Origin of the sequence: Telluria mixta (assembly GCF_029223865.1) — a bacterium.
Lineage (GTDB): Bacteria > Pseudomonadota > Gammaproteobacteria > Burkholderiales > Burkholderiaceae_D > Telluria > Telluria mixta.
Map to the genome: position 1 here is coordinate 3,793,146 of NZ_CP119520.1, position 25,796 is coordinate 3,818,941.

General features: G+C 66.4%; 22 protein-coding genes. 12 read left to right on the forward strand and 10 right to left on the reverse strand.

Features of this window, described 5'->3' with window-relative positions; all coding sequences use genetic code 11:
- Positions 1-22: 22 nt before the first annotated feature.
- The 5 genes from P0M04_RS16835 to P0M04_RS16855 all read right to left on the reverse strand — a co-directional run bounded on the left by P0M04_RS16835 (position 23) and on the right by P0M04_RS16855 (position 4,670).
- On the reverse strand, positions 23-1,006 hold the full coding sequence (locus tag P0M04_RS16835; RefSeq protein ID WP_259452823.1) for a glycosyltransferase: 984 nt from the start codon (positions 1,004-1,006) through the stop codon (positions 23-25).
- Positions 1,007-1,017: 11 nt separating this feature from the next.
- Positions 1,018-2,157, reverse strand: coding sequence for a DegT/DnrJ/EryC1/StrS family aminotransferase (locus P0M04_RS16840; protein ID WP_259452767.1), 1,140 nt, complete (start codon positions 2,155-2,157; stop codon positions 1,018-1,020).
- Between the two features lie 75 nt (positions 2,158-2,232).
- Positions 2,233-2,607 carry a DMT family transporter gene (locus P0M04_RS16845; RefSeq protein WP_259452768.1) on the reverse strand — a complete coding sequence of 125 codons (375 nt, stop codon included), beginning with the start codon at positions 2,605-2,607 and terminating at the stop codon, positions 2,233-2,235.
- A 9-nt stretch (positions 2,608-2,616) separates the two neighbouring features.
- Entirely contained in the window at positions 2,617-4,284 is a 1,668-nt protein-coding gene (locus tag P0M04_RS16850) for a glycosyltransferase family 39 protein (RefSeq protein WP_259452769.1), read from the reverse strand.
- Positions 4,281-4,670 (reverse strand): Mth938-like domain-containing protein, encoded by a 390-nt coding sequence (locus tag P0M04_RS16855; protein ID WP_259452770.1) that lies wholly within the window; start codon positions 4,668-4,670, stop codon positions 4,281-4,283. Before P0M04_RS16855 ends, P0M04_RS16850 begins: the two co-directional genes overlap by 4 nt.
- A 289-nt stretch (positions 4,671-4,959) precedes the next feature.
- On the opposite strand from P0M04_RS16855, the gene P0M04_RS16860 reads away from it, so the two are divergent.
- Both P0M04_RS16860 and P0M04_RS16865 read left to right on the forward strand, forming a co-directional pair.
- Positions 4,960-6,186, forward strand: coding sequence for a pyridoxal phosphate-dependent aminotransferase (locus tag P0M04_RS16860; protein WP_036233021.1), 1,227 nt, complete (start codon positions 4,960-4,962; stop codon positions 6,184-6,186).
- A gap of 29 nt (positions 6,187-6,215) precedes the next feature.
- Complete coding sequence (locus P0M04_RS16865; RefSeq protein WP_259452771.1) at positions 6,216-7,535, forward strand: homoserine dehydrogenase; 1,320 nt, start codon at positions 6,216-6,218, stop codon at positions 7,533-7,535.
- A gap of 57 nt (positions 7,536-7,592) precedes the next feature.
- On the opposite strand, the gene P0M04_RS16870 is transcribed toward P0M04_RS16865, so the two are convergent.
- The 3 genes from P0M04_RS16870 to P0M04_RS16880 form a co-directional block, all read right to left on the reverse strand.
- A complete protein-coding gene (locus tag P0M04_RS16870) occupies positions 7,593-7,805 on the reverse strand; it encodes a hypothetical protein (RefSeq protein WP_259452772.1) in 213 nt (70 codons plus the stop codon).
- Between the two features lie 186 nt (positions 7,806-7,991).
- The gene (locus P0M04_RS16875) at positions 7,992-9,275 is read right to left on the reverse strand and encodes a Glu/Leu/Phe/Val family dehydrogenase (protein ID WP_259452773.1); all 1,284 of its coding nucleotides are present in this window, start codon (positions 9,273-9,275) and stop codon (positions 7,992-7,994) included.
- Between the two features lie 99 nt (positions 9,276-9,374).
- A complete protein-coding gene (locus tag P0M04_RS16880; RefSeq protein WP_259452774.1) occupies positions 9,375-10,301 on the reverse strand; it encodes a LysR substrate-binding domain-containing protein in 927 nt (308 codons plus the stop codon).
- Positions 10,302-10,600: 299 nt separating this feature from the next.
- Here P0M04_RS16880 and P0M04_RS16885 point away from each other — a divergent pair, with 299 nt between their 5' ends.
- From P0M04_RS16885 to P0M04_RS16900, 4 genes are all read left to right on the forward strand, one after another.
- Positions 10,601-11,872, forward strand: coding sequence for a dicarboxylate/amino acid:cation symporter (locus P0M04_RS16885; protein ID WP_259452775.1), 1,272 nt, complete (start codon positions 10,601-10,603; stop codon positions 11,870-11,872).
- Between the two features lie 77 nt (positions 11,873-11,949).
- Entirely contained in the window at positions 11,950-12,909 is a 960-nt protein-coding gene (locus tag P0M04_RS16890) for a porin (RefSeq protein WP_503827475.1), read from the forward strand.
- A 29-nt stretch (positions 12,910-12,938) separates the two neighbouring features.
- Complete coding sequence (locus P0M04_RS16895; RefSeq protein ID WP_259452777.1) at positions 12,939-14,801, forward strand: sensor histidine kinase; 1,863 nt, start codon at positions 12,939-12,941, stop codon at positions 14,799-14,801.
- A gap of 11 nt (positions 14,802-14,812) precedes the next feature.
- Positions 14,813-16,156 (forward strand): sigma-54-dependent transcriptional regulator, encoded by a 1,344-nt coding sequence (locus P0M04_RS16900; protein ID WP_259452778.1) that lies wholly within the window; start codon positions 14,813-14,815, stop codon positions 16,154-16,156.
- On the opposite strand, the gene P0M04_RS16905 is transcribed toward P0M04_RS16900, so the two are convergent.
- The gene (locus P0M04_RS16905; RefSeq protein WP_259452779.1) at positions 16,134-17,627 is read right to left on the reverse strand and encodes a sensor histidine kinase; all 1,494 of its coding nucleotides are present in this window, start codon (positions 17,625-17,627) and stop codon (positions 16,134-16,136) included. The two genes, P0M04_RS16900 and P0M04_RS16905, sit on opposite strands and share 23 nt — an antisense overlap.
- A 2-nt stretch (positions 17,628-17,629) precedes the next feature.
- On the reverse strand, positions 17,630-18,328 hold the full coding sequence (locus P0M04_RS16910; RefSeq protein ID WP_259452780.1) for a response regulator: 699 nt from the start codon (positions 18,326-18,328) through the stop codon (positions 17,630-17,632).
- A gap of 164 nt (positions 18,329-18,492) precedes the next feature.
- Here P0M04_RS16910 and P0M04_RS16915 point away from each other — a divergent pair, with 164 nt between their 5' ends.
- The 6 genes from P0M04_RS16915 (at position 18,493) to P0M04_RS16940 (ending at position 25,701) form a co-directional block, all read left to right on the forward strand.
- Positions 18,493-19,548: a porin gene (locus P0M04_RS16915; RefSeq protein WP_259452781.1), complete on the forward strand. Its 1,056-nt coding sequence runs from the start codon at positions 18,493-18,495 to the stop codon at positions 19,546-19,548.
- Positions 19,549-19,580: 32 nt separating this feature from the next.
- Complete coding sequence (locus tag P0M04_RS16920) at positions 19,581-20,534, forward strand: tripartite tricarboxylate transporter substrate binding protein (RefSeq protein ID WP_259452782.1); 954 nt, start codon at positions 19,581-19,583, stop codon at positions 20,532-20,534.
- Positions 20,535-20,554: 20 nt separating this feature from the next.
- The gene (locus P0M04_RS16925) at positions 20,555-21,643 is read left to right on the forward strand and encodes an ABC transporter substrate-binding protein (protein WP_259452783.1); all 1,089 of its coding nucleotides are present in this window, start codon (positions 20,555-20,557) and stop codon (positions 21,641-21,643) included.
- A 144-nt stretch (positions 21,644-21,787) separates the two neighbouring features.
- Positions 21,788-23,584: an ABC transporter permease gene (locus P0M04_RS16930; protein ID WP_371877401.1), complete on the forward strand. Its 1,797-nt coding sequence runs from the start codon at positions 21,788-21,790 to the stop codon at positions 23,582-23,584.
- An 18-nt stretch (positions 23,585-23,602) separates the two neighbouring features.
- Positions 23,603-24,670, forward strand: coding sequence for an ABC transporter ATP-binding protein (locus P0M04_RS16935; protein ID WP_259452785.1), 1,068 nt, complete (start codon positions 23,603-23,605; stop codon positions 24,668-24,670).
- A gap of 53 nt (positions 24,671-24,723) precedes the next feature.
- Complete coding sequence (locus tag P0M04_RS16940; protein WP_307734427.1) at positions 24,724-25,701, forward strand: AbrB family transcriptional regulator; 978 nt, start codon at positions 24,724-24,726, stop codon at positions 25,699-25,701.
- Positions 25,702-25,796: the final 95 nt, after the last annotated feature.

The following is a 25,796-nucleotide window of genomic DNA, read 5'->3' on the forward strand; positions in this document are numbered from 1 at the left end:
TTTTATGGCTACGGCCAGACGCTCAGCGCGCGACTTGCCGCTTCTCGATCCCGTCGAGTTCCGCCAGGTCCGGCGGCACGCCCTCCAGGATCGTTGCGACGACGTAGCGCGGCCGTGCGCGCACCTGCTGGTAGATGCGGCCCACGTACTCGCCCACGAGGCCGATGCCGAACAGGATCACGCCCATGAAGAAGAACGCGATCGCGAACAGCGTGAACACGCCTTCCGCCTCGGCGCCCAGCAGGAATCTGCGGAAGATGAGCACGACCACCAGCAGCGCCGACAGCAGCGACAGGGTCATGCCCAGCAGCGAGAACATCTGCAGCGGCACGAGCGAGAAGCCCGTCATCAGGTCGAAGTTCAGGCGTATGAGGCTGTACAGCGAATACTTCGATTCGCCGGCCGCGCGTTCCTCGTGCTCGACGACGATTTCCGTCGGCTTGCGCGCGAATTTATAGGCGAGCGCCGGCACGAAGGTGTTCACTTCGCCGCACTGGTTGACGAGGTCGATCACGTTGCGGCCGTAGGCGCGCAGCATGTTGCCCTGGTCCGTGATGTGGATGTTCGTGATGCGCTCGCGCACGCGGTTCATGGCCTTCGAGGCGACCGTGCGCCACGCGGAATCCTGGCGCTTGCGGCGGATCGAGCCCACGTAGTCGTAGCCCTCGCGCATCTTGGCGATCAGCTTGTGGATCTCTTCCGGCGGGTTCTGCAGGTCGGCATCGAGCGTGATGACGATCTGGCCGCGCGTCTGTTCGAAGCCCGCGAGGATCGCCATGTGCTGGCCGTAGTTGCCGTTGAAGAGGACGACGCGCGTGACGTCCGGGCGCTTGCGGTACTGCTCCGCCAGGATTGCCACCGAGTTGTCGCGGCTGCCGTCGTTGACGAAGATGACTTCGTACGGCAGGCCCAGCGCGTCCATCGCCGGGTACAGGCGCGCGAACAGGTTCGCCAGGCCAGCTTCCTCGTTATAGACCGGAATGACGACCGAGACTTCCGGCTTCATGGCCACCGTCGTCATTTGGCGAGCACCGCTTTGACAGCAGCCACCGCGCGTTCGACGTCGGCAATGGTCATCGCATTGAACATCGGCAGCGTGACGGTCAGGCGGCCGATCTTCTCGGCGACGGGGAACATCCCTTCCTTGAAACCGCGCTCGCGGTACAGGGTGAACAGGTGGATCGGCGCGTAGTGGTAACCGGTGCCGACGTTGTGTTCCTTCTGCATGCGGGTCATGAAGTCGGCGCGCGTGCCCGGGCCGTTGTCCGGCAGGATGATCTGGAACAGGTGCCAGTTGCTCGTGCCGAAGGCCTGGATCGGCAGCTGGGCGCCGGTGGACTCTTCGAAATCGGGACCGAAGCAGTCGAAGTAATGGCGCGCGAGCGCGGCGCGGTGCGCTGTCAGCTTCTCCAGGTTCTTCATCTGGCCCAGGCCGATGGTCGCCATGATGTCGCTCATGTTGTACTTGCCGCCCAGGAGGTCGACGTCGATGCCGTCCACGCCGCTGCGCGTCACGCCCTGCAGGCGGTACTTCTCGGCCAGGCGCGCCTCTTCCAGGTTGTTCAGGACGAGGCAGCCGCCTTCGCCCGTCGTGATGTTCTTGTTGGCCTGGAAGCTGAACGACGCGAAGTCGCCGAACGAGCCGATGCGCTTGCCGTTCCACAGCGAGCCGATGGCCTGCGCGGCATCCTCGACGACGCGCAGGTTGTGTTTGTTCGCGATGGCGTACAGGCGGTCCATGTCCAGCGGCAGGCCGGAGAGATACACGGGGATGATCGCCCTGGTACGCGGGGTGATCGCGGCTTCCAGCTTGTCCAGGTCCATGTTGCGCGTGACCGGGTCGATGTCGGCGAAGACCGGCGTCGCGCCCACTTCGATGATCACGTTGGCGGTGGCCGGCCACGAGATCGGCGTCGTGATCACTTCGTCGCCCGGACCGATGCCGGCGATGCGCAGCGCGATCTCCATCGTGCAGGTGCCGGAATTGAACGTGCGGACCGGACGGCCGCCGAAATATTCCGACAGCAGGGCCTCGAATGCCTGGTTTTTCGGACCGGTCGTGATCCAGCCGGAGCGCAGCACTTCGCCGACGGCGGCGATGGTCTCTTCGTCGATGGTGGGCCGGGAAAAGGGCAGGAAGGGCAGCTCGGCAGTCATGGGAAGCTCGTTATTCTCTTGGTAAAGATATGCAGACAAAGCTGGCATTGTAACAGCGCACTGTCTGGCGCCAAATTAGGTTCTCGCCAGCAACACGACGCCGATGACGATGACGCCGATGGCCACGAGGCGCTGCGGCGACACCGCCTCGCCCAGGAACATCCACGCGCCGAAGGCCGACACGACATAGCCCAGCGACAGCATCGGATACGCGATCGTCACGTCCGTGCGCGACAGGCCGATGATCCACACGACGAGCGAGATGCCGTAGCACGCCAGGCCGCCCAGGATCGGCGCCTGGGTCACGACCTTGATGAAGGTCGAGAACCAGTTGCTCATGGTGAGGTGGATGGCGCCGCCAAGGGCGTTCGTGCCCGCTTTCAGCAGCAGCTGGGCACAGGCGTTCAGGATCACGCCGGAGATGATGAAGGCAAAGGTGGTGAGGTTCATGGGGGAGTGTTAAAAATTCGCGATGACGGTACGGCGCGCGTCCGCCGCCACGATGCGCAGGGGGACGCCCTGGCGCTGCAGGTCGGCTGCGATCTCCGGACGGGTGATCGCCACGTTGCGCACGCCCGCGGCCGCATCCGCGCGCCAGCGGACCAGGAATGCGGGAATCGTCGGGATCGCGAGTTCCGGCTGCTGCTGAAGGCCGAAGTCGAACTCGTCGCGGTAATCGACGAGGGTCACGCGACGGCCGAGATAGAAGGTCAGCGACTGCTCATAGATCCCGACCGAATAGACTTTCATGGCCGGGTTCGCGGCGCCGGCCGCCTTCAGCGCGGGCAGCAGGTTGACGCCCGCGCGCACCTGGCCGATCGGCTCGAAGCCGACGAGCAGCAGCTGCGTGCCGGCGAAACCGGCGACGGCCAGCACGACGACGAACAGGTCGCGCAGCATCTGGCGCGCGTACAGCAGGGCGAGGCAGCCGCCGATCAGCAGCACGAGGCCGGCCGCCAGCACCCACGGTTGATACGCCGCGTACAGTACGTCCTCGCCCGCATGCCTGGCGAACTTGTGCATGAACGGGACGGTGACGAGGAAGCCCACGCCCAGCAGCGCCGTCAGGGCGGCCGTCAGCATGCGGCCGCGGCGCGTGCCGGCGTCCAGGTAGACCGCCACCAGCAGCGCGACGCCGGGGAACACGGGCAGGATGTAGCCGGGCAGCTTGGAATTCGACTTGGTGAAGAACAGCGTGATGAACGCCACCCACACGAGCAGCATCAGGCGCGGGCGGAAGGCCGTCGTCTCGCCGTCGCGGCGCGCACCGGCCACGAGACTTTGCATCAGTACGCCGACCCACGGCACGCTGCCGGCGGCCAGCAGCACGAAGAAGATGTACCACGCCGCTTCGCGGTGGTGTTCCTTCTTGAGGAATCGGTCGAAGTGTTCGTGGACGAAGAAGAAGTGCGGCTGCTCCGGATTCTTCAGTCCGACCAGCACGAACCACGGCGTGGCGATCAGGAAGAACAGGATCAGGCCTTTCACGATGTGCAGGCGCGTCCAGATGGCCCAGTCGCGTGAGAAGATCGTGTAGAACACGAGCACGCCGCCCGGCAGCACGAGGCCGATCAGGCCCTTGGACAGCACCGACAGCGCCATGCCGGCCCAGCATACGAGCATCCAGTTGCGGCGTTCGGATTCGGAAGCATCGTCGCGCTGGGCGATGAGGAGGGCGCACAGGGCCACCGTCATCATGCCGGACAGGCCCATGTCGAGCGAATCGATCTGGCTGCACGCCACCCAGTAGAACGAGGAGCCCAGCACCAGCGCGGCATAGAAACCGATGCGCGCGCCGAACACGCGCGTGCCCGCCACGCCGGTCAGCACGACGCCGAGCAGGCCGCACAGGCCCGTCCACAGGCGCGCCTGCCAGTCGCCGAGGCCGAACAGGGTGAACGACAGGGCGTTCATCCACGTCTGCAGCGGGGGTTTTTCGAAATACTTGATGCCGTTCAGGCGCGTCGTGATCCAGTCGCCGCTGGCGAACATCTCGCGCGCCATCTCGGCGTAGCGGCCTTCGTCCGGCGGCACGAGCGTGCGTGCGCCCAATACATACAGCAGGACGGCGGCAAAGGCGATCAGCAGGGTCCAGGTGAGGGTCTTGTTCCGGTGCAGGTCGTTCATGCGGCCTTCGCGTCCCCTTCGATGATCAGCGCCAGCGTCACCTTGCGGCCTTCGCCCATCAGGATGTTGTAGGTGCGGCAGGCGGCATGGCTGTCCATGCTCTCCACGCCGATGCGCTGGCTGGACAGGCTGGTGACCAGGCGCGGATGCACGAAGCGCTGGCGCTCGCCGGTGCCGAGGATGACGACGTCGGGTTTGTCGGCGGCGATCGCCTCGAAATGTTCGGCTTTCAGGTCCTCGAAGCGCGTCACGGGCCACGGGCGCGGTGCCACCTCGGGCATCACGAGCACGCTGTAGTCGAAGCGCTGGGCGTTGATCTCGACGCCGGCCCGGTCGTAGCCGGTGACCGTCTGGTATTTTTCGGTGCTGCTGGAATGGAGCTTCATGATGGCAAGCCGGGGAATGACACGCACAGGGCGCGTATTGTAACTGGTTTCCACCACGTCCCAGCAATGGCGGGTTGCTTAATCCGCCTGCTTTCGGCAGAATGGAATTTTTCGCATTGCAACAACGGGGGCGTCGATAAACCTACTGCGCGTTGCATTTTCGTCCTGCGATGCTCGCTGTACTTGCGTACAGCTGCGCTTCTCGGACAAAACTGCTGCCGCTCGCTACGGTTTCTCGAGGCCCCCGAAACAGTGCTGATGCGGCTAGACATATTTCCAAGGTGATATTTTGCGACCGATTCTGAAATCCAACAAGCTCGACGACGTCTGCTACGAGATCCGTGGCCCGGCGCTGCAGATCGCGCGCCAGATGGAAGAAGATGGCCACAAGATCATCAAATTGAACATCGGCAACCTGGCCGTGTTCGGTTTCGATCCGCCGGACGAGATCGTCCAGGACATGATCCGCAATATGCACGGCTCGGCCGGCTACACGGACTCCAAGGGCATGTTTGCACCGCGCAAAGCGATCATGCACTACACGCAGGAAAAGAACATCCGCGGCGTCGGCATCGACGACATCTACCTGGGCAATGGCGCCTCCGAACTGATCGTGATGGGCATGCAGGGCCTGCTGAACAGCGGCGACGAAGTCCTCGTGCCCGCGCCCGATTACCCGCTGTGGACGGCGGCCGTGAGCCTGGCCGGCGGCAATCCGGTGCACTATGTCTGCGACGAACAGGCCGGCTGGCTGCCGGACATCGACGACATGCGCAAGAAGATCACGCCGAATACGCGCGCGATCGTCGTCATCAACCCGAACAACCCGACCGGCGCGCTGTATTCGCGCGACGTGCTGCTGGAGATCGTCGAACTGGCGCGCCAGCACCAGCTGATCATCTACGCCGACGAAATCTACGACAAGACCTTGTACGATGGCGAAGAGCATACGTCGATCGCCTCGCTGGCCGACGACGTCCTGTTCGTCACGCTGAACGGCCTGTCGAAGAACTACCGCTCGTGCGGCTACCGTGCCGGCTGGATGGTCCTCTCCGGCGAAAAACGCCATGCGAAGGACTATATCGAAGGCCTGAACATGCTGGCGTCGATGCGCCTGTGCGCGAACGCGCCGGGCCAGTTCGCGATCCAGACCGCGCTCGGCGGCCACCAGAGCATTGCGCACCTCGTGGCCCCCGGCGGCCGCCTCGCACGCCAGCGCGACCTGGCTCACCAACTCCTGACCGATATCCCGGGCGTTACCTGCGTCAAGCCAAAAGCGGCGCTGTACATGTTCCCACGCCTCGACCCGAAGATCTACCCGATCGCCGATGACCAGCAATTTATCTGTGAGCTGTTGTCCGAGGAAAAAGTCCTGCTGGTGCAAGGCACTGGCTTCAACTGGAAGACGCCGGACCATTTCCGCCTGGTCTTCCTCCCCAATTCCGACGACCTGACGGATGCGTGCGGCCGTATCGCCCGCTTCCTCGACGGCTACCGGCGCCGCCACGCGCGCTGAGAACGACAGACAGCAGACAGTAAACCCATATGAAACCCATCAAAGCAGGCTTGCTCGGCCTCGGCACCGTCGGTGCAGGCACCTACCACGTCCTCCAACGCAACCAGGAAGAAATCCGCCGCCGCGCCGGCCGCGGCATCGAGGTGGCGATGGTCGCCGTCCGTAACCTCGAACGCGCCAAGCGTATCGTGGGCAGCGAAGTCGAGGTCGTCGCCGACCCGTTCGCCGTCGTGAACAATCCGGACATCGACATCGTCGTCGAACTGATCGGCGGCTACGACCTGACGCGCGAACTGGTGCTGCAGGCGATCGCCAACGGCAAGCACGTCGTCACCGCCAACAAGGCGCTGCTGGCGCTGCACGGCAACGAAATCTTCGAGGCGGCCCAGGCCAAGGGCGTGATGGTGGCGTTCGAAGCGGCCGTCGCCGGCGGCATCCCGATCATCAAGGCGCTGCGCGAAGGCCTGTCGGCCAACCGCATCGAATCCGTGGCCGGCATCATCAACGGCACGACCAACTTCATCCTGTCCGAGATGCGCGACAAGGGCCTGGACTTCGGCACCGTGCTGAAGCAGGCGCAGGAACTGGGCTATGCGGAAGCGGATCCGACCTTCGACATCGAAGGCGTGGACGCGGCGCACAAGCTGACCATCATGTCCGCCATCGCGTTCGGCATCCCCGTGCAGTTCGGCAGCGCCCACATCGAGGGCATCAGCCAGCTGCAGGCCGTGGACCTGCGCTACGCCGAACAACTGGGCTATCGCATCAAGCTGCTGGGCATCACCCGCCGCACGACGGTCGACGGTAAAGAGGGCATCGAACTGCGCGTGCACCCGACCCTGGTGCCGGGCGCGCGCCTGATCGCCAACGTGGAAGGCGCGATGAACGCCGTGCTCGTGCAGGCCGACGCCGTGGGCGCGACGCTGTACTACGGCAAGGGCGCCGGTGCAGAGCCGACCGCGTCCGCCGTCATCGCCGACCTGATCGATGTAACCCGCCTGGCGACCGCCGACCCGTATTCGCGCGTGCCGCACCTGGCATTCCAGCCGACGGAACTGGCCGACGTGCCGATCCTGCCGATGGAAGAAATCCGCACCAGCTACTACCTGCGCGTGACCGTGCAGGACCAGCTGGGCGTGATGGCCGACCTGACCCGCATCCTGGCCGACGCCGGCATCTCCATCGACGCCGTGCTGCAGAAGGAGCCGGGCGAGAAGGCGCGCACGGACATCGTCATCATCACCCACCAGACCCGCGAAAAATACGTCAACGCCGCGATCGCCAAGATCGAGAGCCTGGCGACGACCGTGGGCAAGGTTGTGCGCATTCGCCTGGAAAGCCTGGGCTGATCTTACTGGCCTGAATCGAAGCCGCCCGCCGCTCGAACGGCCGGCGGCTTTTTCGTTTCATGGTGCGGTGCGCCAGCGTCGCGCCAGCGGGATCGGCGCGAGCCCGATGTGGCCGAGGAAGCCGTCCGCGAATTCATCCACGCAGCGGCGTTCCACCTGTGTTCGTGTGTGCAGCGGGGCGGTGGTGAGCGCCAGCAGGCGGCGCTCGATGTGGTCGAACAGCGCGTCGTCCGCGCCGGGAGATGGGGGAGGGGTATGGGTCGTTTTCATCCAACCATCTTACCTGTGCTGCAGCGCACAAGAAATGGTGTGCGAAGGCATGTTTGCCCTCGCTCAAAGATGTGAGAATGTGCTGCAACGCATGCTTATCTGCGCGCAATGTGCGGTGAAAAACGGATTTTTTTGAAGTCGCGTGGCGCCGTACCGGCAGGCGCGCCACGCGACCTCCAGTCGAGATTACGGATACAGGCCGCGCACTTCACGCGCCTGCAGGATGCGGGTGCAGGCCACGATGAACGTCGCGGTGCGCAGGCTCACCTTCTTCTCCTGCGCGACGTCCCACACGGCACCGAACGCGCTCTGCATGATGCGGGTGAGGCGGGCATTGATCTCGTCTTCCGTCCAGAAGAAGCTCGAGAAATCCTGGACCCATTCGAAGTACGACACCGTGACGCCGCCCGCGTTGGCCAGCACGTCCGGCACGACGAGGACGTCCTTGTCGGCCAGGATGTCGTCGGCTTCCGGCGTCGTCGGGCCGTTCGCGCCTTCCAGGATGATCTTCGTGCGCAGCCGCGCCGCCACCTCCGCCGTGATCTGCCGCTCCAGCGCGGCCGGGATCAGGATGTCGGATTCGATGTCCCAGAACGCGTCGCGGTCCAGCGTCGCATCGGCGCCGGGGAAGCCTTGCACGCCGCCCGCTTCCGCCACGTGCTTGTGCAGTTGCGCGACATCGAGGCCGCCGTCGCGCACGATGGTGCCGGTGTGGTCCTGCACGGCGACGATCTTCGCGCCTGCATCGGCGAAGATCGTGGCCGCGGTGCCGCCCACGTTGCCGAAGCCCTGGATCGCGACCCTGGCGCCGGCCAGCGCGACGCCGCGCCGTGCCGCCGCTTCCTGGCCGACGACGAACACGCCGCGGCCCGTCGCTTCACGGCGTCCCAGCGAGCCGCCGAGCGAGACCGGCTTGCCCGTCACGACGCCCGTCGACAGGTTCCCTTCGATCATGGCGTACGAATCCATCATCCAGGCCATGACCTGCTCGTTGGTGTTCACGTCCGGCGCGGGGATGTCCTTCGTCGGGCCGATCAGCATGCTGATCTCGCTCGTGTAGCGGCGCGTGAGGCGTTGCAGCTCGCCCTTCGACAGGGTGGCCGGGTCGACGCGGATGCCGCCCTTTGCCCCGCCGTACGGCACGTTGACGGCCGCGTTCTTCACCGACATCCATGCCGACAGCGCCATCACTTCCGACAGCGTCACGTCCTGGTGGAAGCGCACGCCGCCCTTGCCCGGACCGCGCGACAGGTTGTGCTGGACGCGGTAGCCCTCGTAATGCGCGATGGTGCCGTCGTCGCGCTCGATCGGCACGTCCACGGTGAGGATGCGCTTCGGACGCTTCAGCGTTTCGACCCAGCGCGACAGGCTGCCCAGGTGCGGGGCGACGCGGTCGACCTGCTGCAGGTACTGGCCCCACGGGCCGAGGTCGTTCGGGTTCAGGTAGGAAGGGATGTAGTCGGTGGTCATGGCAAGTCTCCGTGTGTGATTCAAGGCTGAGCGCATCATAGGATGGGCTCCCGGAGGCTGGCCAATGCTGCTTGCGCATGCGGTCATGCGCAAAAAGCATCAGGCAGTCGACTGCTCCGCGACGAGGTATTCCCACAGATCCGCGACGATCTGCTTGCCCGGCCGCGCATCGGACGGCCTTTCGCGATACAGCCGGATCTCCATCTCGATCTCCCACTGTCCCGGTTCGCCGGCCCGCGCCAGCTGCTTCTGCGCGACCTCGCGCGTGACCGCCGACTCGGGCAGGAACGCGATGCCGTGGCCGTCCAGCGCCATCATCTTGAGCCCTTCCGCCATGTCGGTCTCGTAGCGCTTGTCGAAGTGCAGGCCGGGTTTCGCGTCGGCGAAGATGAGGTCCACCATCCGCCCGAGGTAGGCGTTCGTCGTGTAGGAGAGGAAGGGCAGCGGCGCGTCCTTGCGGCCGGGCAGCCGGTATTCGGGGGCGCCGTCCGCGCCGCAGCGGGCATACGCGCACAGCGCCTCCCGCCCCATCAGCAGCATGTCGTAGCGGCCCGGGTCGAGCTGCACCGGCTGGCGCGGATGGTGGTAGCACAGCAGCAGGTCGCAGCCGCCTTCGACCAGTTGCAGCACCGCGTCATGGACGTTCAGGGCGATGAGGCGGCTGTTGATCGACGCGAAGTCGCGTTCCAGCGCCGCGAGCCACTTCGGCACGAACGTGAGCGACAGGGTGTGGGGAACGGCCAGGTCGATCGTCTTCGTCGCCGTGACGCGGTTATTGCGCAGCATCTCGCGCACGCCGTTGATCTGGCCGAGCATCTCCAGCGCCTGTTCGTAGAACACCATGCCGGCCGGCGTGACGCGGGTCGGAAACGTGGTGCGGTCGATCAGGTCCGTGCCGAGCCAGTTTTCCAGCGAACGGATGCGGCGCGAGAACGCGGGCTGCGTCACGTGCCGCAGCTGGGCCGAGCGGCTGAAGTTCTTGGTCTCGACCAGTGAAATGAAATCTTCCAGCCATTTGGTTTCCATGCCGCGTCCTGCAGTGTGAATCATCGCGGCATTGTAAGGCCATTCCTTGCCCGGAATACAGGGCTGGCGTGGCCTTCCAATTTTTCATACAACCCCCGCCACGGCCATCCAGAAAGTTGGACGCTCCAGGCTGCCAAATCTCCGTTTCCAAAATAAAACACGTTATGAATCAGTACTTTACATCGTAAATATTCTGCAGATCTCACTGGCATGCGGCTTGCTGTTGTGGTCGCACCCGGTTCCCGCCGGGTCACGACAACACGCGGCGCCAAGAAACGCCGCGATTCTTGGAGATCAAAGTGAAAAAGAAGCGTCCCCTGACCCTGTACATCCTGATCGCGATGGTGCTGGGCGCCGCGGTCGGCTATGGCTTGCATGAAACCGTCGCCGACAAACAGCTCAGCGCCGACATCGCCGCCCACATTTCCATCGTCACCGACGTGTTCCTCCGGCTGATCAAGATGATCATCTCGCTGCTGGTCTTCTCGACGCTGGCCGTCGGCATTGCGCACATGGGCGACGGCCGTGCCGCCGGCCGCATCGGCATGAAGGCGATGGCCTGGTTCGTGATCGCGTCGCTGATCTCGCTGAGCCTGGGCATGGTGCTGTCGAACGTGATGCAGCTGGGGGCGCACCTGAACCTGCCGCTGCCGCCGGTCGACGCGGCCACCGGCCTGAAGACGACCGCGTTCACCTTGAAGGATTTTGTCGCCCACCTCGTGCCGAAATCGCCGATCGAGGCAATGGCCAACAACGAGATCCTGCAGGTGCTGGTGTTCGCGCTGTTCTTCGGCGGCGCGCTGGGCGCGCTGGGCCAGTCAGCCGCCGGTCTGACCGCCGTGATCGACCAGCTGGCGCAGGTCATGCTGCGCATCACCGGCGTGATCATGAACCTCGCGCCGCTGGCCGTGTTCGCGGCGATGGCGTCGATCATCACCACCAACGGCCTGGGCATCCTCCTCACGTTCGCGAAGTTCATGGGCGGCTTCTACCTCGGTCTCCTGACCCTGTGGGTGCTGCTGATCCTGGGCGGCTCGCTGTTCATCGGCAAGCGCGTGCTGCACCTGCTGGTGCTGATCCGCGAACCGTTCCTGCTCGCGTTTTCCACCGCCAGCTCGGAAGCCGCGTATCCCAAGCTGCTGCTGGCGCTGGACCAGTTCGGCGTGCAGCGCAAGATTTCCAGCTTCGTGCTGCCGATGGGGTATTCGTTCAACCTGGACGGCTCGATGATGTACTGCACCTTCGCCGTGCTGTTCATCACGCAGGCATACGGCATCGACCTGTCGCTCGGTACGCAGATCACCATGCTGCTGTTGCTGATGCTGACCTCCAAGGGCATGGCCGGCGTGCCGCGCGCGTCGCTGGTCGTCATCGCCGCCACCTTGAACCAGTTCCACATCCCCGAAGCGGGCCTGCTGCTGCTGATGGGCATCGACCAGTTCCTCGACATGGGCCGTTCGGCCACCAATGCCGTCGGCAACGCCGTCGCCACGGCCGTCGTCGCCAACTGGGAAGGCGCGCTGGAAGACAAGCCGCAACAGGTCGCACCCGTCGTCGCGCAAGTCGGCTGACCACATACAAAATCAACACACGGAGACTTCGATTGAAATATCGTCATATCGCTGGCGCCGGCGCGTGCGCGCTCGCCATGTTTTCCTCGTGCGCGCAGGCGCAATCGTTCGTGAAGGTCTACGGCGTCGCTGATGCCGGCATCGTGCTGGACCGCGGCGGCGCCGCGGGTTCGTCGCAGAACATCGGCAGCGGCGTGGCGTCCGGCTCGCGGCTGGGCTTCAAGGGCAAGGAAGATCTCGGCGGCGGCCTGAGCGCCGTCTTCGTGGTGGAAAACGGCTACAACATCGACACCGGCAAGGCGGCGCAGGGCGGTCTGCTGTTCGGCCGCCAGGCCTATGTCGGCCTGTCCGGCGCGGCCGGCACGATCAGCCTGGGCCGCCAGTACGCGCCGTACTACAAGGTCATGCGCGACATCGTCGACCCGTTCTGCACTGGCCTCGCGGGCAATGCACAGAACATCCTCCCCGGACTCGGCCGGGTCGACAACTCGGTCGAGTACCAGTCGCCGAAGTGGAACGGCCTGTCCGCCGACGTGTTGGTCGGCGCGGGCGAGGCTGCCGGCGACGCCGCGAAGAACCGCACCCTCGACGCCTCGGCCACGTACGAGGCGGGTCCGTTGACGCTCGCGCTGACGCATCACCGGCAAAACGACGCGACGGGCACCGCGCACGACCGCAACACGATGGTGGTGGGCCGCTACCGCTTCGGCATCGTGACGGCGCACGCGGCCTTCGCGCGCAACCGCAACGTGCCGGGCCACGCCAGCCGCGACGCGCTGCTGGGCGCGGCCGTGCAGGCCGGCGCGGCGGGCAGGGTACTGGCCTCCGTGATCGTCCACCGCGACGATTCCGGACGCGGGGCGCACGCGCGCCAGGCCGCGATCGGCTACGAGTACAGCCTGTCGCGCCGCACCGACCTGTACGCGGCGTATGGCCATATCGTCAACCGCGACGGCGCCGCGTACACGGTCGGCGACGCCACGAACGCCGGCACCGGCACCACGGGCATTAACCTGGGCGTGCGTCATGTGTTTTAATCGCACAACGTAAACATTCCAGGACCGCCATGCCCGCAGCCGCACCCACCGTCAACCCGCGCCCGGCCGGCCACTGGCCACGCCGGCTGGGGCTGTCGGTCTTGCTGGTGCTGGTGTGCGCGGCGCTGGCGGCCGTGGCGTACCGGTATGCCGAGGATGCGGCGATCGACCGGTTGCGGCTGTCCGGCGCGCAGCGGCTCGACACGTATGCGGCCGGCCTGGAGCACCTGCTGTCCAAGTACGATTTCCTGCCCGGCACGTTCGAATTGAACAAGGACGTCATCGCGCTGCTGCGCCAGCCCGGCGACGAGGCCCTGCGCCGGGAAGTGAACACCTACCTGGAGCGTGTCAACCGCCTGGCCGGATCGACGAGCATCTACATCGTCAACCTGGGCGGCGTGACGCAGGCCGCCAGCAACTGGCGCGCGCCCGACAGTTTCGTCGGCGACTACGTCGCATTCCGGCCCTACGTGCGTGACGCGCTGCGCGGCATGCCGGGCGGTTTCTACGGCGTCGGCACGACCCGGGGCGAGCCTGGCTATTACTTCGCCCGCGGCATCTATCACGACGGCCGCATGCTGGGCGTGGCGACCGTGAAGGTCAATATTGAGAGCCTGGAGGCGAGTTGGGCCGAAGCCGGGGGCAGGGCGCTGCTCACCGATGCCCACGGCGTCGTGTTTCTCAGCTCGGTGCCGGAATGGAAATACCGCACCCTGGCGCCGCTGACACCGGCCGCGCGCCAGGAACTGGAACAGTCGCGCCAGTATTTTTCGCATGCGCTCACGCCGCTCGGCCTGCGCGACCTGCGTACGCTCGACAGCCGGGCGCGCATCGTCACCGGGCCGCCGCCGGCTGCGGGGCCCATGCTGAGCCAGGCGCGGGCACTGGTGACGCGCAACTGGCAGATGGTGTACCTGTCCGACCTCGCGCCCGCCCGCGCGAGCGCCCGCGCGGCGGCCCTGCTGACGGTCTTGTCGGAAGCGCTGGCGGTCATGCTGGTGCTGTATGCGCGCCAGCGCCACCGGCTCGGCCGCCAACGGCAGCGGGCGCGCGAGGATTTGCAGCGCGCCTACGATCAGCTGGAAAACCTGGTGGCCGAGCGCACCGCCAGCCTGCAGCAGATGACGCGCGACCTGCGCGACGAGAACGCCGTGCGCCGCCAGGCCGAAGAGCAGTTGCGCAAGGCGCAGAGCGAACTGGTCCAGGCGGGCAAGATGGCCGTGCTGGGTCAGCTCTCGGCCGGCATCACGCATGAACTGAACCAGCCGCTGACGGCCCTGCGCACGATGGCGGACAACGCCCGCGTGCTGATCGAGCGCGGCCGGCTCGACGATGCGCGCAACAACCTGGCCACCATCTCGCAACTGGTCGAACGCATGGGGCAGTTGACCGGGCAGCTGCGCCAGTTCGCGCGCAAGTCCGACACGCGGCCGAGCGCCGTGCCGGTGGCGGACGCCGTCACCGCCGCCCTGTTCCTCGTCGAGCGCCGCATCGCGCAGGAGCGTGTAGGATTCCGCATGGCGACGCATCCGCGCGACCTGTATGCGCTGTGCGACAGCAACCGGCTGCAGCAAGTCCTCGTGAACCTGTTCAGCAACGCGCTCGACGCGATGGAGATGGCGGAGAGCAGCCCGCGCCAGCTCGTCGTCGAGGGCGGGTGCGACGGCGCGCGCGTCCTCATCACCGTGACCGACAGCGGCCCCGGTCTCCCCGACGAGGTCCGCGCGCATCTGTTCGAACCCTTCTTTACCACCAAGCCGCAGGGCAAGGGGCTGGGCCTCGGGCTGGCGATCTCCGAGCAGATCGTGCGCGAGTCAGGCGGCCAGCTGCGGGCCGAGTCGCCACCCGAGGGCGGCGCCCGCTTCATCATCGATCTGCCCCGGGCGGAGTAGGAGACAACACAATGTACGAATCCATGAAAGTCCTGCTCGTCGAAGACGACGCCATCGTCCGCGCGGGCAGCGCGCAGGCGCTCGATCTCGCCGGCTTCCAGGTCGAGGCGTTCGACGCCGCCGAGCCGGCGCTGGCGCAGATAAAATCCGGGTTTGCCGGCGTCGTCGTCAGCGACGTGCGCCTGCCGGGCATGGACGGCATCGCGCTGATGGCCGCCGTCAAGGCCATCGATGCGCAGGTACCCGTGATCCTCGTGACGGGCCATGGCGACATCTCGATGGCCGTCGGCGCGATGCGCGGCGGCGCCTACGATTTCATTCCCAAGCCGTATTCATCGGAGCAGCTGGTCGAGGCGGTGCAGCGCGCGCTGGAAACGCGGCGCCTGATCCTGGAAGTGGAGACGCTGCGTCACCGCATCGCGAACGGCGAGGGCATCGAGGCGATGCTGCTGGGCGATTCGGCCCCCATGCGCGACCTGCGCCGCCTGATCCTCGACCTGGCCGACGAATCGGCCGACGTGCTGATCTACGGCGAGACCGGTACCGGCAAGGAGATGGTGGCGCGCTGCCTGCACCAGTTCAGCCGCCGTCGTACGCACCACTTCGTCGCCCTGAATTGCGGGGCGATCCCGGAAAACATCTTCGAGAGCGAAGTGTTCGGCCACGAGCCGGGCGCGTTCACGGGCGCGACCAAGCGCCAGGTCGGCAAGATCGAGCATGCCGACAAGGGCTCGCTGTTCCTCGACGAGATCGAAAGCCTGCCGCTGTCGCTGCAGGTCAAGCTGCTGCGCGTGCTGCAGGAGCGCTACGTCGAGCGGCTCGGTTCCAACCATCCGGTGCCGGTGGACGTACGCGTGATCGCCGCCTCCAAGGTCGACCTGAAGGAATGGTCCGACCAGCAGAAATTCCGCAGCGACCTGTACTACCGCCTGAACCTGATCGTGCTGAACCTGCCGCCGCTGCGCGAGCGGAGAGAGGACATTCCGCTGCTGTTCGAGCACTTCCTGCTGGGTGCCGCCGCGCGCTACAAGCGCAGCGTGCCCACGGTGCCGGGACCGCTGATGCAATCGCTGATGGCGCACGACTGGCCCGGCAACGTGCGCGAGCTGCGCAACATCGCCGAGCGTTTCGCGCTGGGCCTGTCGAGCGGCGCGGACGGCCTGCTGGCGACGCGCACGGCGGCGCCGGTGCCGCTCGCGGACCAGGTGGGCGCGTTCGAGCGCGCCGTCATCGAACAGGAATTGCGCCGGGCGGGCGGCAGCGTCGTGGACGTCGCCGCGGCGCTCGGGATGCCGAAGCAGACGCTGTACTACAAGATGCAGAAGTACGGCATCACGCCGGACGATTATCGATGACCATGCCCGGTGCCGGGAACGTGACGCTGACTTTCAATCCGCGCCCGCTTTCGGCTTTGGCCAGCTCCAGCGTCGCTCCGTGCACCGTCGCGATGTCGCGCACGATGGCCAGGCCCAGCCCCGTACCGCCCGGATTGCTCTCCAGCGTCGATTGCGCGCGGTAGAAGGGCATGAACACCTTGTCGTATTCGGCCGGATCGAGCCCCGGCCCGCTGTCCTGCACGTCGAGCACGACGACGCCGATCAACCGGCGCACCCGCAGCAGCACCGTGCCGCCCGGCGGCGTGTAGCGGATCGCGTTGTCGACCAGGTTGCTCACCAGTTCGTGCAGCAGCAGCGCCTGGCCGTCGATCGTCGTCGCGCCGTCGTCTTCCGCTTCCAGCGCCAGGTCGATGCCTTTCTGGACGGCCGGCAGCGCCAGTTCCAGCCCCACCTGGCGGGCAACCTCGGACAGCACGACGGGAGAGAGCGCCGCGTTCGCGCCGCCATGCTCGATGCGCGCGAGCGTCAGCAGGCGGTTTGCCAGGTGCACAGTCGAATCCGTCGTCGCCGCGATCGAGCGCACGATGGCCTGCATCGCGGCCGGATCGTTTTCGCGCAGCGCCAGTTCGGCCTGTGTTTTGAGCACCGTCAGCGGCGTGCGCAGCTGGTGCGACGCGTCGGCGATGAAGCGGCGCTGGCTCGCGATCAGGTTCTGCATGCGCGCCATCGTTCCGTTCATGGCGGCGACGAGCGGCCGCACTTCGCGGTGCACGAGGGCTTCGTCGACGTCGGACAGGTCGGAAATCGCGCGCGTCTCCACGACCTGTTTCAGTTGCATCAGCGGCTGCAGCACGAGGCGCACGGCGAACCACACGAGTGTGGCCACCGCCAGCACGAGCAGCGCCTGGCGCAGCAGGGTATTGACCAGGATGCTCCGCGACAGCGCCCGGCGCGCGTCCAGCGTCTCGCCCACCTGGATCAGCGCGATGCCGCGCATGGAATCGTCGTACACGGGCTGCAGCAGGGCGGCGATACGCACCGGCTCGCCGTTGTAGTCGGCGTGATAGAAGCGCACGAGGGCCGGATACAGTTCCGAGCGGGGCGTGTCCTTCGGAACGGGCGGCAGGTCGTCGTAGCCGGACACCGTCTCGCCGTGCAGCCCGCCCACGCGGTAGTAGATGCGCCCCAGCGTGTCGGTCTCGAAGCTGTCCAGCGCCACGTAGGGCACGTCCGCCACGACCTTGCCGTCGCGGACGGACACCCGCTCCGCGAGCGCACGCGTGGAGGCGAGGAGGGAGCGGTCGTAGGCGATGTCGGCGGCGTCCAGCGCGTCGCGGTACAGCGACACGGCATTCGCCGCCACGAGGATCACGAGCGGCACGATCAGCCAGCGCAGCAGCTGGTTGCGCAGGCTGCCGAGTTTCTTTGCCGACGCGCCGTCAGGCGCGAGGCGTAGCCTCCCGAGGATCGTCGCCGCCAGGAACCGCATGCTCAGGACGCTGCCGGCGGCCGTTCCTGCAGCAGGTAGCCGATGCCGCGCAGGGTGGCGATGGCGGCGCCGCCGTCAGGGCGCTTGTCCAGTTTCTTGCGCACGCGGTGGATGTACAGCTCGATGGCGTCGAGGTTGGCGTCGTCGTCCAGCGCGAACACTTCGTCGAACAGCTTTTCCTTCGAGACGGCGCGGCCCGGGCGCGAGATCAGCGCTTCCAGCACGGCGTGCTCGCGCGGCGTCAGCGCCAGCGGCTCGCCGCAGTAAGTGAACATGCGCGCGACGGTGTCGAAGCTGAGCTGCCCGCACGTGTGCACGGGCGCCTCGTTGCCCACGCTGCGCCGCAGCAAGGCCTTCACGCGCGCTTCCAGCTCCGCCAGCTCGAACGGCTTGGCGAGGTAATCGTCCGCGCCCAGGTTCAGGCCCTGCACCCGCTCTTCCAGGCCGCCGCGCGCCGTCAGGATCATGACGGGCGTGCGCCCGCGCGTCCCGCCGCGCGCCCGCAGGCGGCGCAGCACTTCCAGCCCGTCCATGCGGGGCAGGGTCAGGTCCAGGATCACGAGGGCGTAGTCCTGGGTGTGCAGCAACGCGTCGGCGTCGGCTCCGGTGGCCGCGCATTCGACGGTGAGATTGGCGTCGCGCAGGGCTTTGGATACCCAGTGGGACAGCTCGACGTGGTCTTCGACTAACAGGATTCGCATCGCGCCAGTGTAAGCCACTGAACGCGCCGTGTCTCCCCGGCTACGTGATTTCCACAACACGCAACATTGAAAGGTTCAGTGAAAGCTGATTGAAAGGTAAGCGGCCCTATCCTTGGTCTCACGAAGCGGCACCCGACCGCACGGATTACAACAACGGAGACAATATGAAGAAATCGGCCCTCGCGCTCGCCGTCCTGGCAGCGCTTTCCCTGAACGCATCCGCCCAGACCAATGTCCAGGTCTACGGCATCATGGATGCCGGCGTCGAATACGTGAACCACGCCAACGCCAACGACGGCAGCCAGGTGCGCGTCGTCTCGGGCGGCAAGAACACGTCGCGCTGGGGCTTCCGCGGCAGCGAAGACCTGGGCGGCGGCCTGAAAGCCGTCTTCAACCTGGAAGGCGGCGTGATGCTGGACACCGGTGCCCAGGACGGCAACCTGTTCAAGCGCCAGGCCAACGTCGGCCTCGAAGGCGGCTTCGGCCGCGTGATCATCGGCCGCTCGTTCACGACGACCTACGACCTGGTCATCAAGTTCGACCCGATGGGCTTCGCACCCAACTATTCGTGGGCGACGAGCGGTAACGCCACCGGCCCGTCGAAATACGGCATGACGACCGCGTTCGACAACCTGATCAAGTACACCGGCACCACGGGCGGCTTCACCTACGGCGCCACCGTCGGCATGGGCGAACAGGCCGGCAGCGCGGCCGATGGCCGCAAGTACGCCGTCGGCGGTTCCTGGTTCGGCGGCCCCGTCGGCCTGATGGCGGCGTACGAGCAAATCAACGGCAACACGCTCGCCGCCACCGGCAACCGCGACAAGACGAGCGCCTTCCACCTGGGCGCCGAGTACAAGGCCGGTTCGATGACCTACCAGGCGGGCATGCGCGGCTACAAGCTGGAATCGGGCAAGGCAGCCACGCCGGACGTGCGCGGCGACACCTACTGGGCCGGCGCCACCTGGGCGGCCTACCCGTGGACGGTGACCGGCGCCGTCTACCACGTCAACACGAAGAATCTGCCGGCCGACAAGGATGCGGATCCGACGATGCTCGTGGCGCGCGCCATGTACTCGCTGTCCAAGCGCGTCTGGCTGTACGCGTCGGTGGCGCACGCCAAGGCCGACCACGGCCAGCTGGTGGGCCTGTCGCGCGACGATCCGGGCTTCGGATCGACGCAGACCGGCATCACCACCGGCATCCAGTACCGGTTCTGACCCGGGTCTGACCAATCTGCGGCCGCAATATCATGAAGCGCGCCATCAAAATCCTGACCGCCGCGAGCCTGCTCGCGGCAGCGGCGGCGGCCAGCGCCAGCGCCGAATGCGTGGTGCCGTCCAAACCGGGCGGCGCCATGGACCTGACCTGCAAGCTGGCCCAGAAGGCCTTGCCGGACACGAAGCTGAAACTGGCCTACCTGCCGGGCGGGATCGGCGCCGTCGCGTGGCATACGCTCGTCTCGCAGCGGCGCGCCGAGCCGGACACGCTCGTCGCGTTCTCGGGCGGTTCGCTGCTGAATCTCGCCGAAGGAAAATTCGGCAAGGCGACGGCGGACGATGTGCGCTGGGTGGCGGCGCTCGGCGTCGACTACGGCATGATCGCCGTGCGTTCCGACGCGCCGTGGCACAGCCTGGACGAACTGATGGATGCGATCCGCAAGAATCCGCAGCAGGTCCTGATCGGCGTGTCCGGCACCATCGGCAGCCAAGACTGGATGAAGGTCGCGCTGCTGGCGCGCCGCGCCGGCATCGAACCGCGCCGCCTGCGCTTCGTCGCGCTGGAAGGCGGCGGCGAGACGTTCACGGCGATGAGCGCCAACTACGTGCAGGTGATCTCGGGCGACGCATCGGAAGCGGCGCTGTACGCCGGTCCCGGCAAGGTGCGCGTGCTGGCCGTGCTGGCCGAGAAGCGCCTGCCCGGCGTGCTGGCGTCCGTGCCGACGGCGCGCGAGCAGGGCTACGACATCGTGTGGCCCGTGATCCGCGGCGTGTGGATGGGACCCGGCGTGCCGGATGCCGACTACCGCCGCTGGGTCGACGCCTTCGCCCGCATGCAGGCGACCCCCGATTTCGCGCAGTTGCGCGCCCAGGCCGGGCTGTACCCGTTCTCGCTCACGGGCGACGCGCTCACGCGCTGGGTCAAGCAGGCCGTCCTTGATTACAACCGACAGGCCAGGGAATTCAACCTGGTCCGCGAACACTGACAACACCCTAGGAGACAACCATGAATTTCAAGAAGACCCTGATTGCAGCAGCTATCTTCGCCGTCACCGCACCGGTGCTGGCCCAGACCCCGGCAGGCTACCCGGCCGGCTACCAGCAACTGATCGACGGCGCGAAGAAGGAAGGCAAGCTGGTGATCTACGGCGCCACCGACAGCAAGGCCGCGGAACCGCTGATCACCGATTTCAAGTCGATGTACCCGGGCATCACGGTCGAGTACAACGACATGAACTCGACCGAAGTCTACAACCGCTTCTTCTCCGAGAACGCGGCCGGCGGCGACACGGCCGACGTGCTGTGGTCCTCGGCGATGGACCTGCAGATGAAGCTGGCCGCGGGCGGTTACGCGCTGCCGTACAAATCGGTCGAGGCGGCGAAGATCCCCGGCTGGGCCGTCTGGAAGGACATGGCCTACGGCACGACGTTCGAGCCGGCCGCCTTCGTCTACAACAAGCGCCTGCTGAAGCCCGAGGAAGTCCCGCAGACGCACGCCGACTTCGTGCGCATCATCCAGCAACCGAAATTCCAGGACAAGGTCACCACGTACGACATCGAGAAATCCGGCGTCGGCTTCATGTTCATGACGGCGGACGCGCGCACCTTCCCGCAATATAAACAGCTGGAGCAGGCGTTCGGCGCGGCCAAGGTGCGCGTACAGTCCTCGACCGGCACCATGCTGGAGCGCATCTCGTCGGGTGAAAACCTGATCGGCTACAACGTGATGGGTTCGTATGCGCTCGTGCGCGCCAAGAACGATCCGTCGCTGGGCGTCGTGCTGCCGAAGGACTACACCCTGATCATCTCGCGCGTCCAGTTCATCAACAAGATGGCCAAGCACCCGAACGCGTCGAAGCTGTGGATCGACTATATGCTGTCGCAGCGCGGCCAGACCATCATCGCCAACGCGTCCAAGCTGTATGCGATCCGCGCCGACGTCACGGGCGAAACGACGTCGACCGACCTGATCAAGATGGTGGGCGAGAAGAACATCAAGCCGCTGCCAGTCAGCCCGGCCGTCGGGGAATACCTGGATCCGGCGCTGCGCCTCGCGTTCCTGAAGGAGTGGAAGGCTACCGCAGGTAAAAAGTAAGCCAGCCGTTAAGCCGTCATCCCCGCGCACGCGGGGATCCATGCTGAGCCAACCAGGACGCTCAGTATGGGTTCCCGCTTCCGCGGGAACGACGGAAGGCTGCTGGTTCTTAATCGATCGGACACTCCCATGCCTACTTCAACCATGCCACTGGAATCCAAGGGCGCCGACGCCGGCAGCCTGCCGGCCGTGCGCGCGCCGCGCTTCAACTGGACGCGCGGTATCGTCGTGCTGCTCACCTGCGTGGCCATCTTCCTGCCGCTTTACCTCATCTTCTACCAGAGCTTCCTGACGGCGCCGTTCTTCATGCCCGACAAGATGATCGGGCTGGACGCATACCGCTTCATCTTCGACGATGCCGACTTCTGGCTCGCCTTCAAGAACGGCCTCGTGCTCGCCGCCGGCCTCGCCGCGATCGCCGTGCCGCTGGGCGGCATGCTCGCCTTCCTGATGGTCCGCACCGACCTGCCGGGCCGCGGCTTCATCGCACCGCTGCTGCTCGTGCCGATCTTCGTGTCGCCGATGGTGATGGGCTTCGGCTACGTCGTCTCCATGGGCCCCGTCGGTTTCTATTCGACGTGGGCGCACGACCTGCTGGGCTTCGTGCCGTGGAACGTGTACTCGTTCACGAGCATCGTCGTCATCGCCGGCCTCACCCACGTGCCGCACGTGTACCTGTACGCCTCGTCCGCACTGAAGAGCCTCGGCTCCGACGTGGAAGAAGCGGCGCGCGTCTCGGGCGCGTCGCCGTGGCAGGTGATGTTCAACGTATCGCTGCCGATGATCATGCCGGCCCTCGCGTATGCGGGCGTGCTCGTGTTCTTCCTCGGCTTCGAAGTGTTCGGCCTCGTGCTCGTGCTGGGCGACCCGGAAGGCCACCTCGTGCTGGCGACTTACCTGTACAAGCTGACCAATAAACTGGGCACGCCGTCGTACCACCTGATGGCCGCCGTCGCCGTCTGCCTCGTTGCCGTGACGCTGCCGCTCGTGATGCTGCAGCGCTGGCTCCTTAAATCGGCCAACAAATACGTCTCGATCAAGGGCAAGGGCGCGCGCCAGAAGCCGCTCGCGCTGGGCAAATGGAAGTGGATGGCATTCGCCGTGCTGGGCGTCTGGCTTCTCGTCACCATCGTGCTGCCCCTGACCGGCATCGTGCTGCGCTCGTTCGTCCAGTACTGGGGCGAGGGCGTGAAACTGGCCGACGTGCTCACCTTGCAGCACTTCCGCGACATCTTCGAGCAGCCGTCGCTCGTGCGCGGCATCGTCAACACGATCCTGATCGGCGTGATCGGCGGCGCGCTGGCGGTGGCGTGCTATACCGCGATCGCGCTGGCCATGCACCGCAAGAACGACGGCGTCACGCGCCTGCTGGACTACAGCGTCCTCGTGCCGCGCGCCGTGCCGGGCCTGCTGGCCGGCCTGTCGTTCCTGTGGGTGTTCCTGTTCGTGCCGAGCTGGCTGGACGGCATCCTGCACGGCATGGACAACAGCGTGGCCGCCTGGCTGTCGGAGCACTTCATCCCGGCGCTGCGCCAGCTGCGCTCGACGATCTTCGCGCTGTGGCTCGCGTACTCCGTCGTGTGGCTCGCGTACGGCATGCGCCTCGTGTCGACGTCGCTGCTGCAGGTGGGCCCGGAACTGGAAGAGGCGGCACGCGCCGTCGGCGCGAGCCGCGGCAGGGTCACCCGCGACGTGACGCTCCCGCTCATCAAGTTCGGCATGCTGGGCGCCTGGCTGATGGTGTTCCTGATTTTTGAGCGCGAATACTCGACGGGCGTGTACCTGCTGTCGCCCGGCACCGAGGTGATCGGCGCGATGCTCGTGTCGCTGTGGGCGGGCGGCTCGACGGACCTCGTGGCCGCGCTTTCGTTCATCAACATCACGCTCGTGGCCATCGGCCTCGGGATCGCGCTGCGCTTCGGCGTCAAGCTTCATAACTAATTCAATACGAGACATATCATGAACGTTTTGACCGTCAACGACCTGCACCTGGACTACGGCCATGGCGCCACCGCCAACCCGATCCTGAAGGGCGTGTCGATGCATTTGCAGCGCGGCGAAGTGGTGGCGCTGCTGGGCCCTTCGGGCAGCGGCAAGACCACGCTGCTGCGCGCCGTGGCCGGCCTGGAAAGCCCGAAATCGGGCACGATCGACATCGGCGAGCGCCGCGTGTTCGACGGCAGCAAGAAGCTCGAACTGCCGGCGGAGGCACGCAACCTGGGCCTCGTGTTCCAGTCGTACGCGCTGTGGCCGCACAAGACCGTGTTCGACAACGTCGCCTACGGCCTCAAGCTGCGCAAGATGGCCGCGCGCGACATCGAGCCGAAGGTGCGCGAAGTGCTCGCGCAACTGGGCCTCGGCCACCTGGGCGAACGCTTCCCGCACCAGCTCTCCGGCGGCCAGCAGCAGCGCGTGGCGATCGCCCGCGCCCTGGTCTATAACCCGCCCGTCATCCTGCTCGACGAACCGTTGTCGAACCTCGACGCCAAGCTGCGCGAGGAAGCCCGTGCGTTCCTGCGCGAGCTGATCGTGCGCCTGGGCCTCTCGGCACTGATGGTCACGCACGACCAAGCCGAGGCGATGGCGATCTCCGACCGCATCCTCCTGCTCAACAACGGCAAGATCGAGCAGCAGGGCACGCCGCAATCGATGTACGAGTCGCCGGACACGCTGTTCACCGCGGAGTTCATGGGCAGTAACAACCGCCTGCCGGCGCGCGTGGTGGCGCGCAACGGCGGCGCGGCCCGCGTGCAGGTGGAAGGCATGGCGCTGAACGCGACGGCGCGCGGCAGCGGCGCGCCCGACGTCGAGGGTACGGCCCTGATCCGGGTGGAAGAAGTGCGCATCGGTCGCGACCCCGTGGAGAACGGCATCAAGCTCCCGCTGTCCACGTGCATGTACCTGGGCGACCGGTGGGAATGCCTGTTCAAGCACGGCAACTCGAACGTGCGCGCGTATTCGAAATACCGCGTCGATCCGGGCAATTACTGGCTCGAGATGCCGGCCGAGAAGCTCTGGGTGTTCTGATCAGGACGTTCCTCCCCGCGCTGGCGCTGGCCTTCACGGCGGCGCAGCTCTGTATCTTCCTCGACACGCCGCTGCCGTGGATGATCGGCCCGCTGTTCTCGACGGCGATCGCCTGCATGCTGGGCGCGCGTCTCTCCGCGCCCGTGCAGGCACGCGAAGCGGGGCAGTGGGCCATCGGTACCGCGCTGGGCCTGTACTTCAGCGCGCCCGTGCTGGCGGTGCTGGCCCGACACCTCGGCTGGATCGCATTGGCCGTCTCCTTCGCGATCTGCCTCGGCATGGCGGGCAGCGCGCTGCTGCGCCGCTTGTCCGGCAGCGACGCCGCGACGGCGTTCTTCGCGATGGCCGTCGGCGGCGCCTCCGAGATGGCCGTGCAGGCGGAGCGCCACGGTGCCGTGGTCGAACGCGTGGCGGCCGCGCACAGCCTGCGCATCATGATGGTCGTCGGCACCATTCCCTTCGTGGTGCGCTGGCTTGCGGCCCACGGCTGGGGCAACGGCCATGATGCGTTCGTGCCGCTCGCCGGCCGGGTCGACGCCGCCGGCCTGTGCGTGCTCATCGCCGTCACCAGCTGTGCCGCGCTGGCGCTGAAACGCCTGCGCGTGCCGAATGCGTGGGTGATCGGCCCGTTGGTCGTCGCGCTGATGCTGACGGCGGCCGGCGTGCAGCTCTCGCGCCTTCCGGAATGGATGATCCGCACGGGCCAGTTGTTCATCGGCGTCTCGCTCGGCACCCGTTTTACGCCGGCGTTCGTGCACACGGCGCCGCGCTTCCTGGCCAGCGTGGCCGCGTGCACGGCCGTCACGCTGCTGCTGGCCGGCCTGTTCGCGTTCTGCGTGGCGGAGGTGACGGGCCTGCATCCGGGCACGATGGTGCTGGCCACGTCGCCGGGCGGCATCGCGGAGATGGCGCTGACCGCGCGCGTGCTGCACCTGGGCGTGCCCGTCGTGACGGCGTTCCACGTCGCGCGCATGGTCGTCGTGGTGCTGGGGATCGGGCCGTTGTACCGGGTGTGGATGCGGGTCGGGTGACGCCGGGCGCGACTTGGCGCTAGCGTGGTTGCATATCCAGTCGCTTCGGGTAGCGGATTGCGCGACCATTGATTCACGCCCAGCAACATTGTGTG

Coding starts and splice junctions, on each gene's coding strand:
- P0M04_RS16835 (WP_259452823.1), bottom strand. CDS start 1,006: ATGAAGCCGGAAGTCTCGGTCGTCATTCCGGTCTATAACGAGGAAGCT.
- P0M04_RS16840 (WP_259452767.1), bottom strand. CDS start 2,157: ATGACTGCCGAGCTGCCCTTCCTGCCCTTTTCCCGGCCCACCATCGAC.
- P0M04_RS16845 (WP_259452768.1), bottom strand. CDS start 2,607: ATGAACCTCACCACCTTTGCCTTCATCATCTCCGGCGTGATCCTGAAC.
- P0M04_RS16850 (WP_259452769.1), bottom strand. CDS start 4,284: ATGAACGACCTGCACCGGAACAAGACCCTCACCTGGACCCTGCTGATC.
- P0M04_RS16855 (WP_259452770.1), bottom strand. CDS start 4,670: ATGAAGCTCCATTCCAGCAGCACCGAAAAATACCAGACGGTCACCGGC.
- P0M04_RS16865 (WP_259452771.1), top strand. CDS start 6,216: ATGAAACCCATCAAAGCAGGCTTGCTCGGCCTCGGCACCGTCGGTGCA.
- P0M04_RS16870 (WP_259452772.1), bottom strand. CDS start 7,805: ATGAAAACGACCCATACCCCTCCCCCATCTCCCGGCGCGGACGACGCG.
- P0M04_RS16875 (WP_259452773.1), bottom strand. CDS start 9,275: ATGACCACCGACTACATCCCTTCCTACCTGAACCCGAACGACCTCGGC.
- P0M04_RS16880 (WP_259452774.1), bottom strand. CDS start 10,301: ATGGAAACCAAATGGCTGGAAGATTTCATTTCACTGGTCGAGACCAAG.
- P0M04_RS16890 (WP_503827475.1), top strand. CDS start 11,950: ATGTTTTCCTCGTGCGCGCAGGCGCAATCGTTCGTGAAGGTCTACGGC.
- P0M04_RS16895 (WP_259452777.1), top strand. CDS start 12,939: ATGCCCGCAGCCGCACCCACCGTCAACCCGCGCCCGGCCGGCCACTGG.
- P0M04_RS16900 (WP_259452778.1), top strand. CDS start 14,813: ATGTACGAATCCATGAAAGTCCTGCTCGTCGAAGACGACGCCATCGTC.
- P0M04_RS16905 (WP_259452779.1), bottom strand. CDS start 17,627: ATGCGGTTCCTGGCGGCGACGATCCTCGGGAGGCTACGCCTCGCGCCT.
- P0M04_RS16910 (WP_259452780.1), bottom strand. CDS start 18,328: ATGCGAATCCTGTTAGTCGAAGACCACGTCGAGCTGTCCCACTGGGTA.
- P0M04_RS16915 (WP_259452781.1), top strand. CDS start 18,493: ATGAAGAAATCGGCCCTCGCGCTCGCCGTCCTGGCAGCGCTTTCCCTG.
- P0M04_RS16920 (WP_259452782.1), top strand. CDS start 19,581: ATGAAGCGCGCCATCAAAATCCTGACCGCCGCGAGCCTGCTCGCGGCA.
- P0M04_RS16925 (WP_259452783.1), top strand. CDS start 20,555: ATGAATTTCAAGAAGACCCTGATTGCAGCAGCTATCTTCGCCGTCACC.
- P0M04_RS16930 (WP_371877401.1), top strand. CDS start 21,788: ATGCCACTGGAATCCAAGGGCGCCGACGCCGGCAGCCTGCCGGCCGTG.
- P0M04_RS16935 (WP_259452785.1), top strand. CDS start 23,603: ATGAACGTTTTGACCGTCAACGACCTGCACCTGGACTACGGCCATGGC.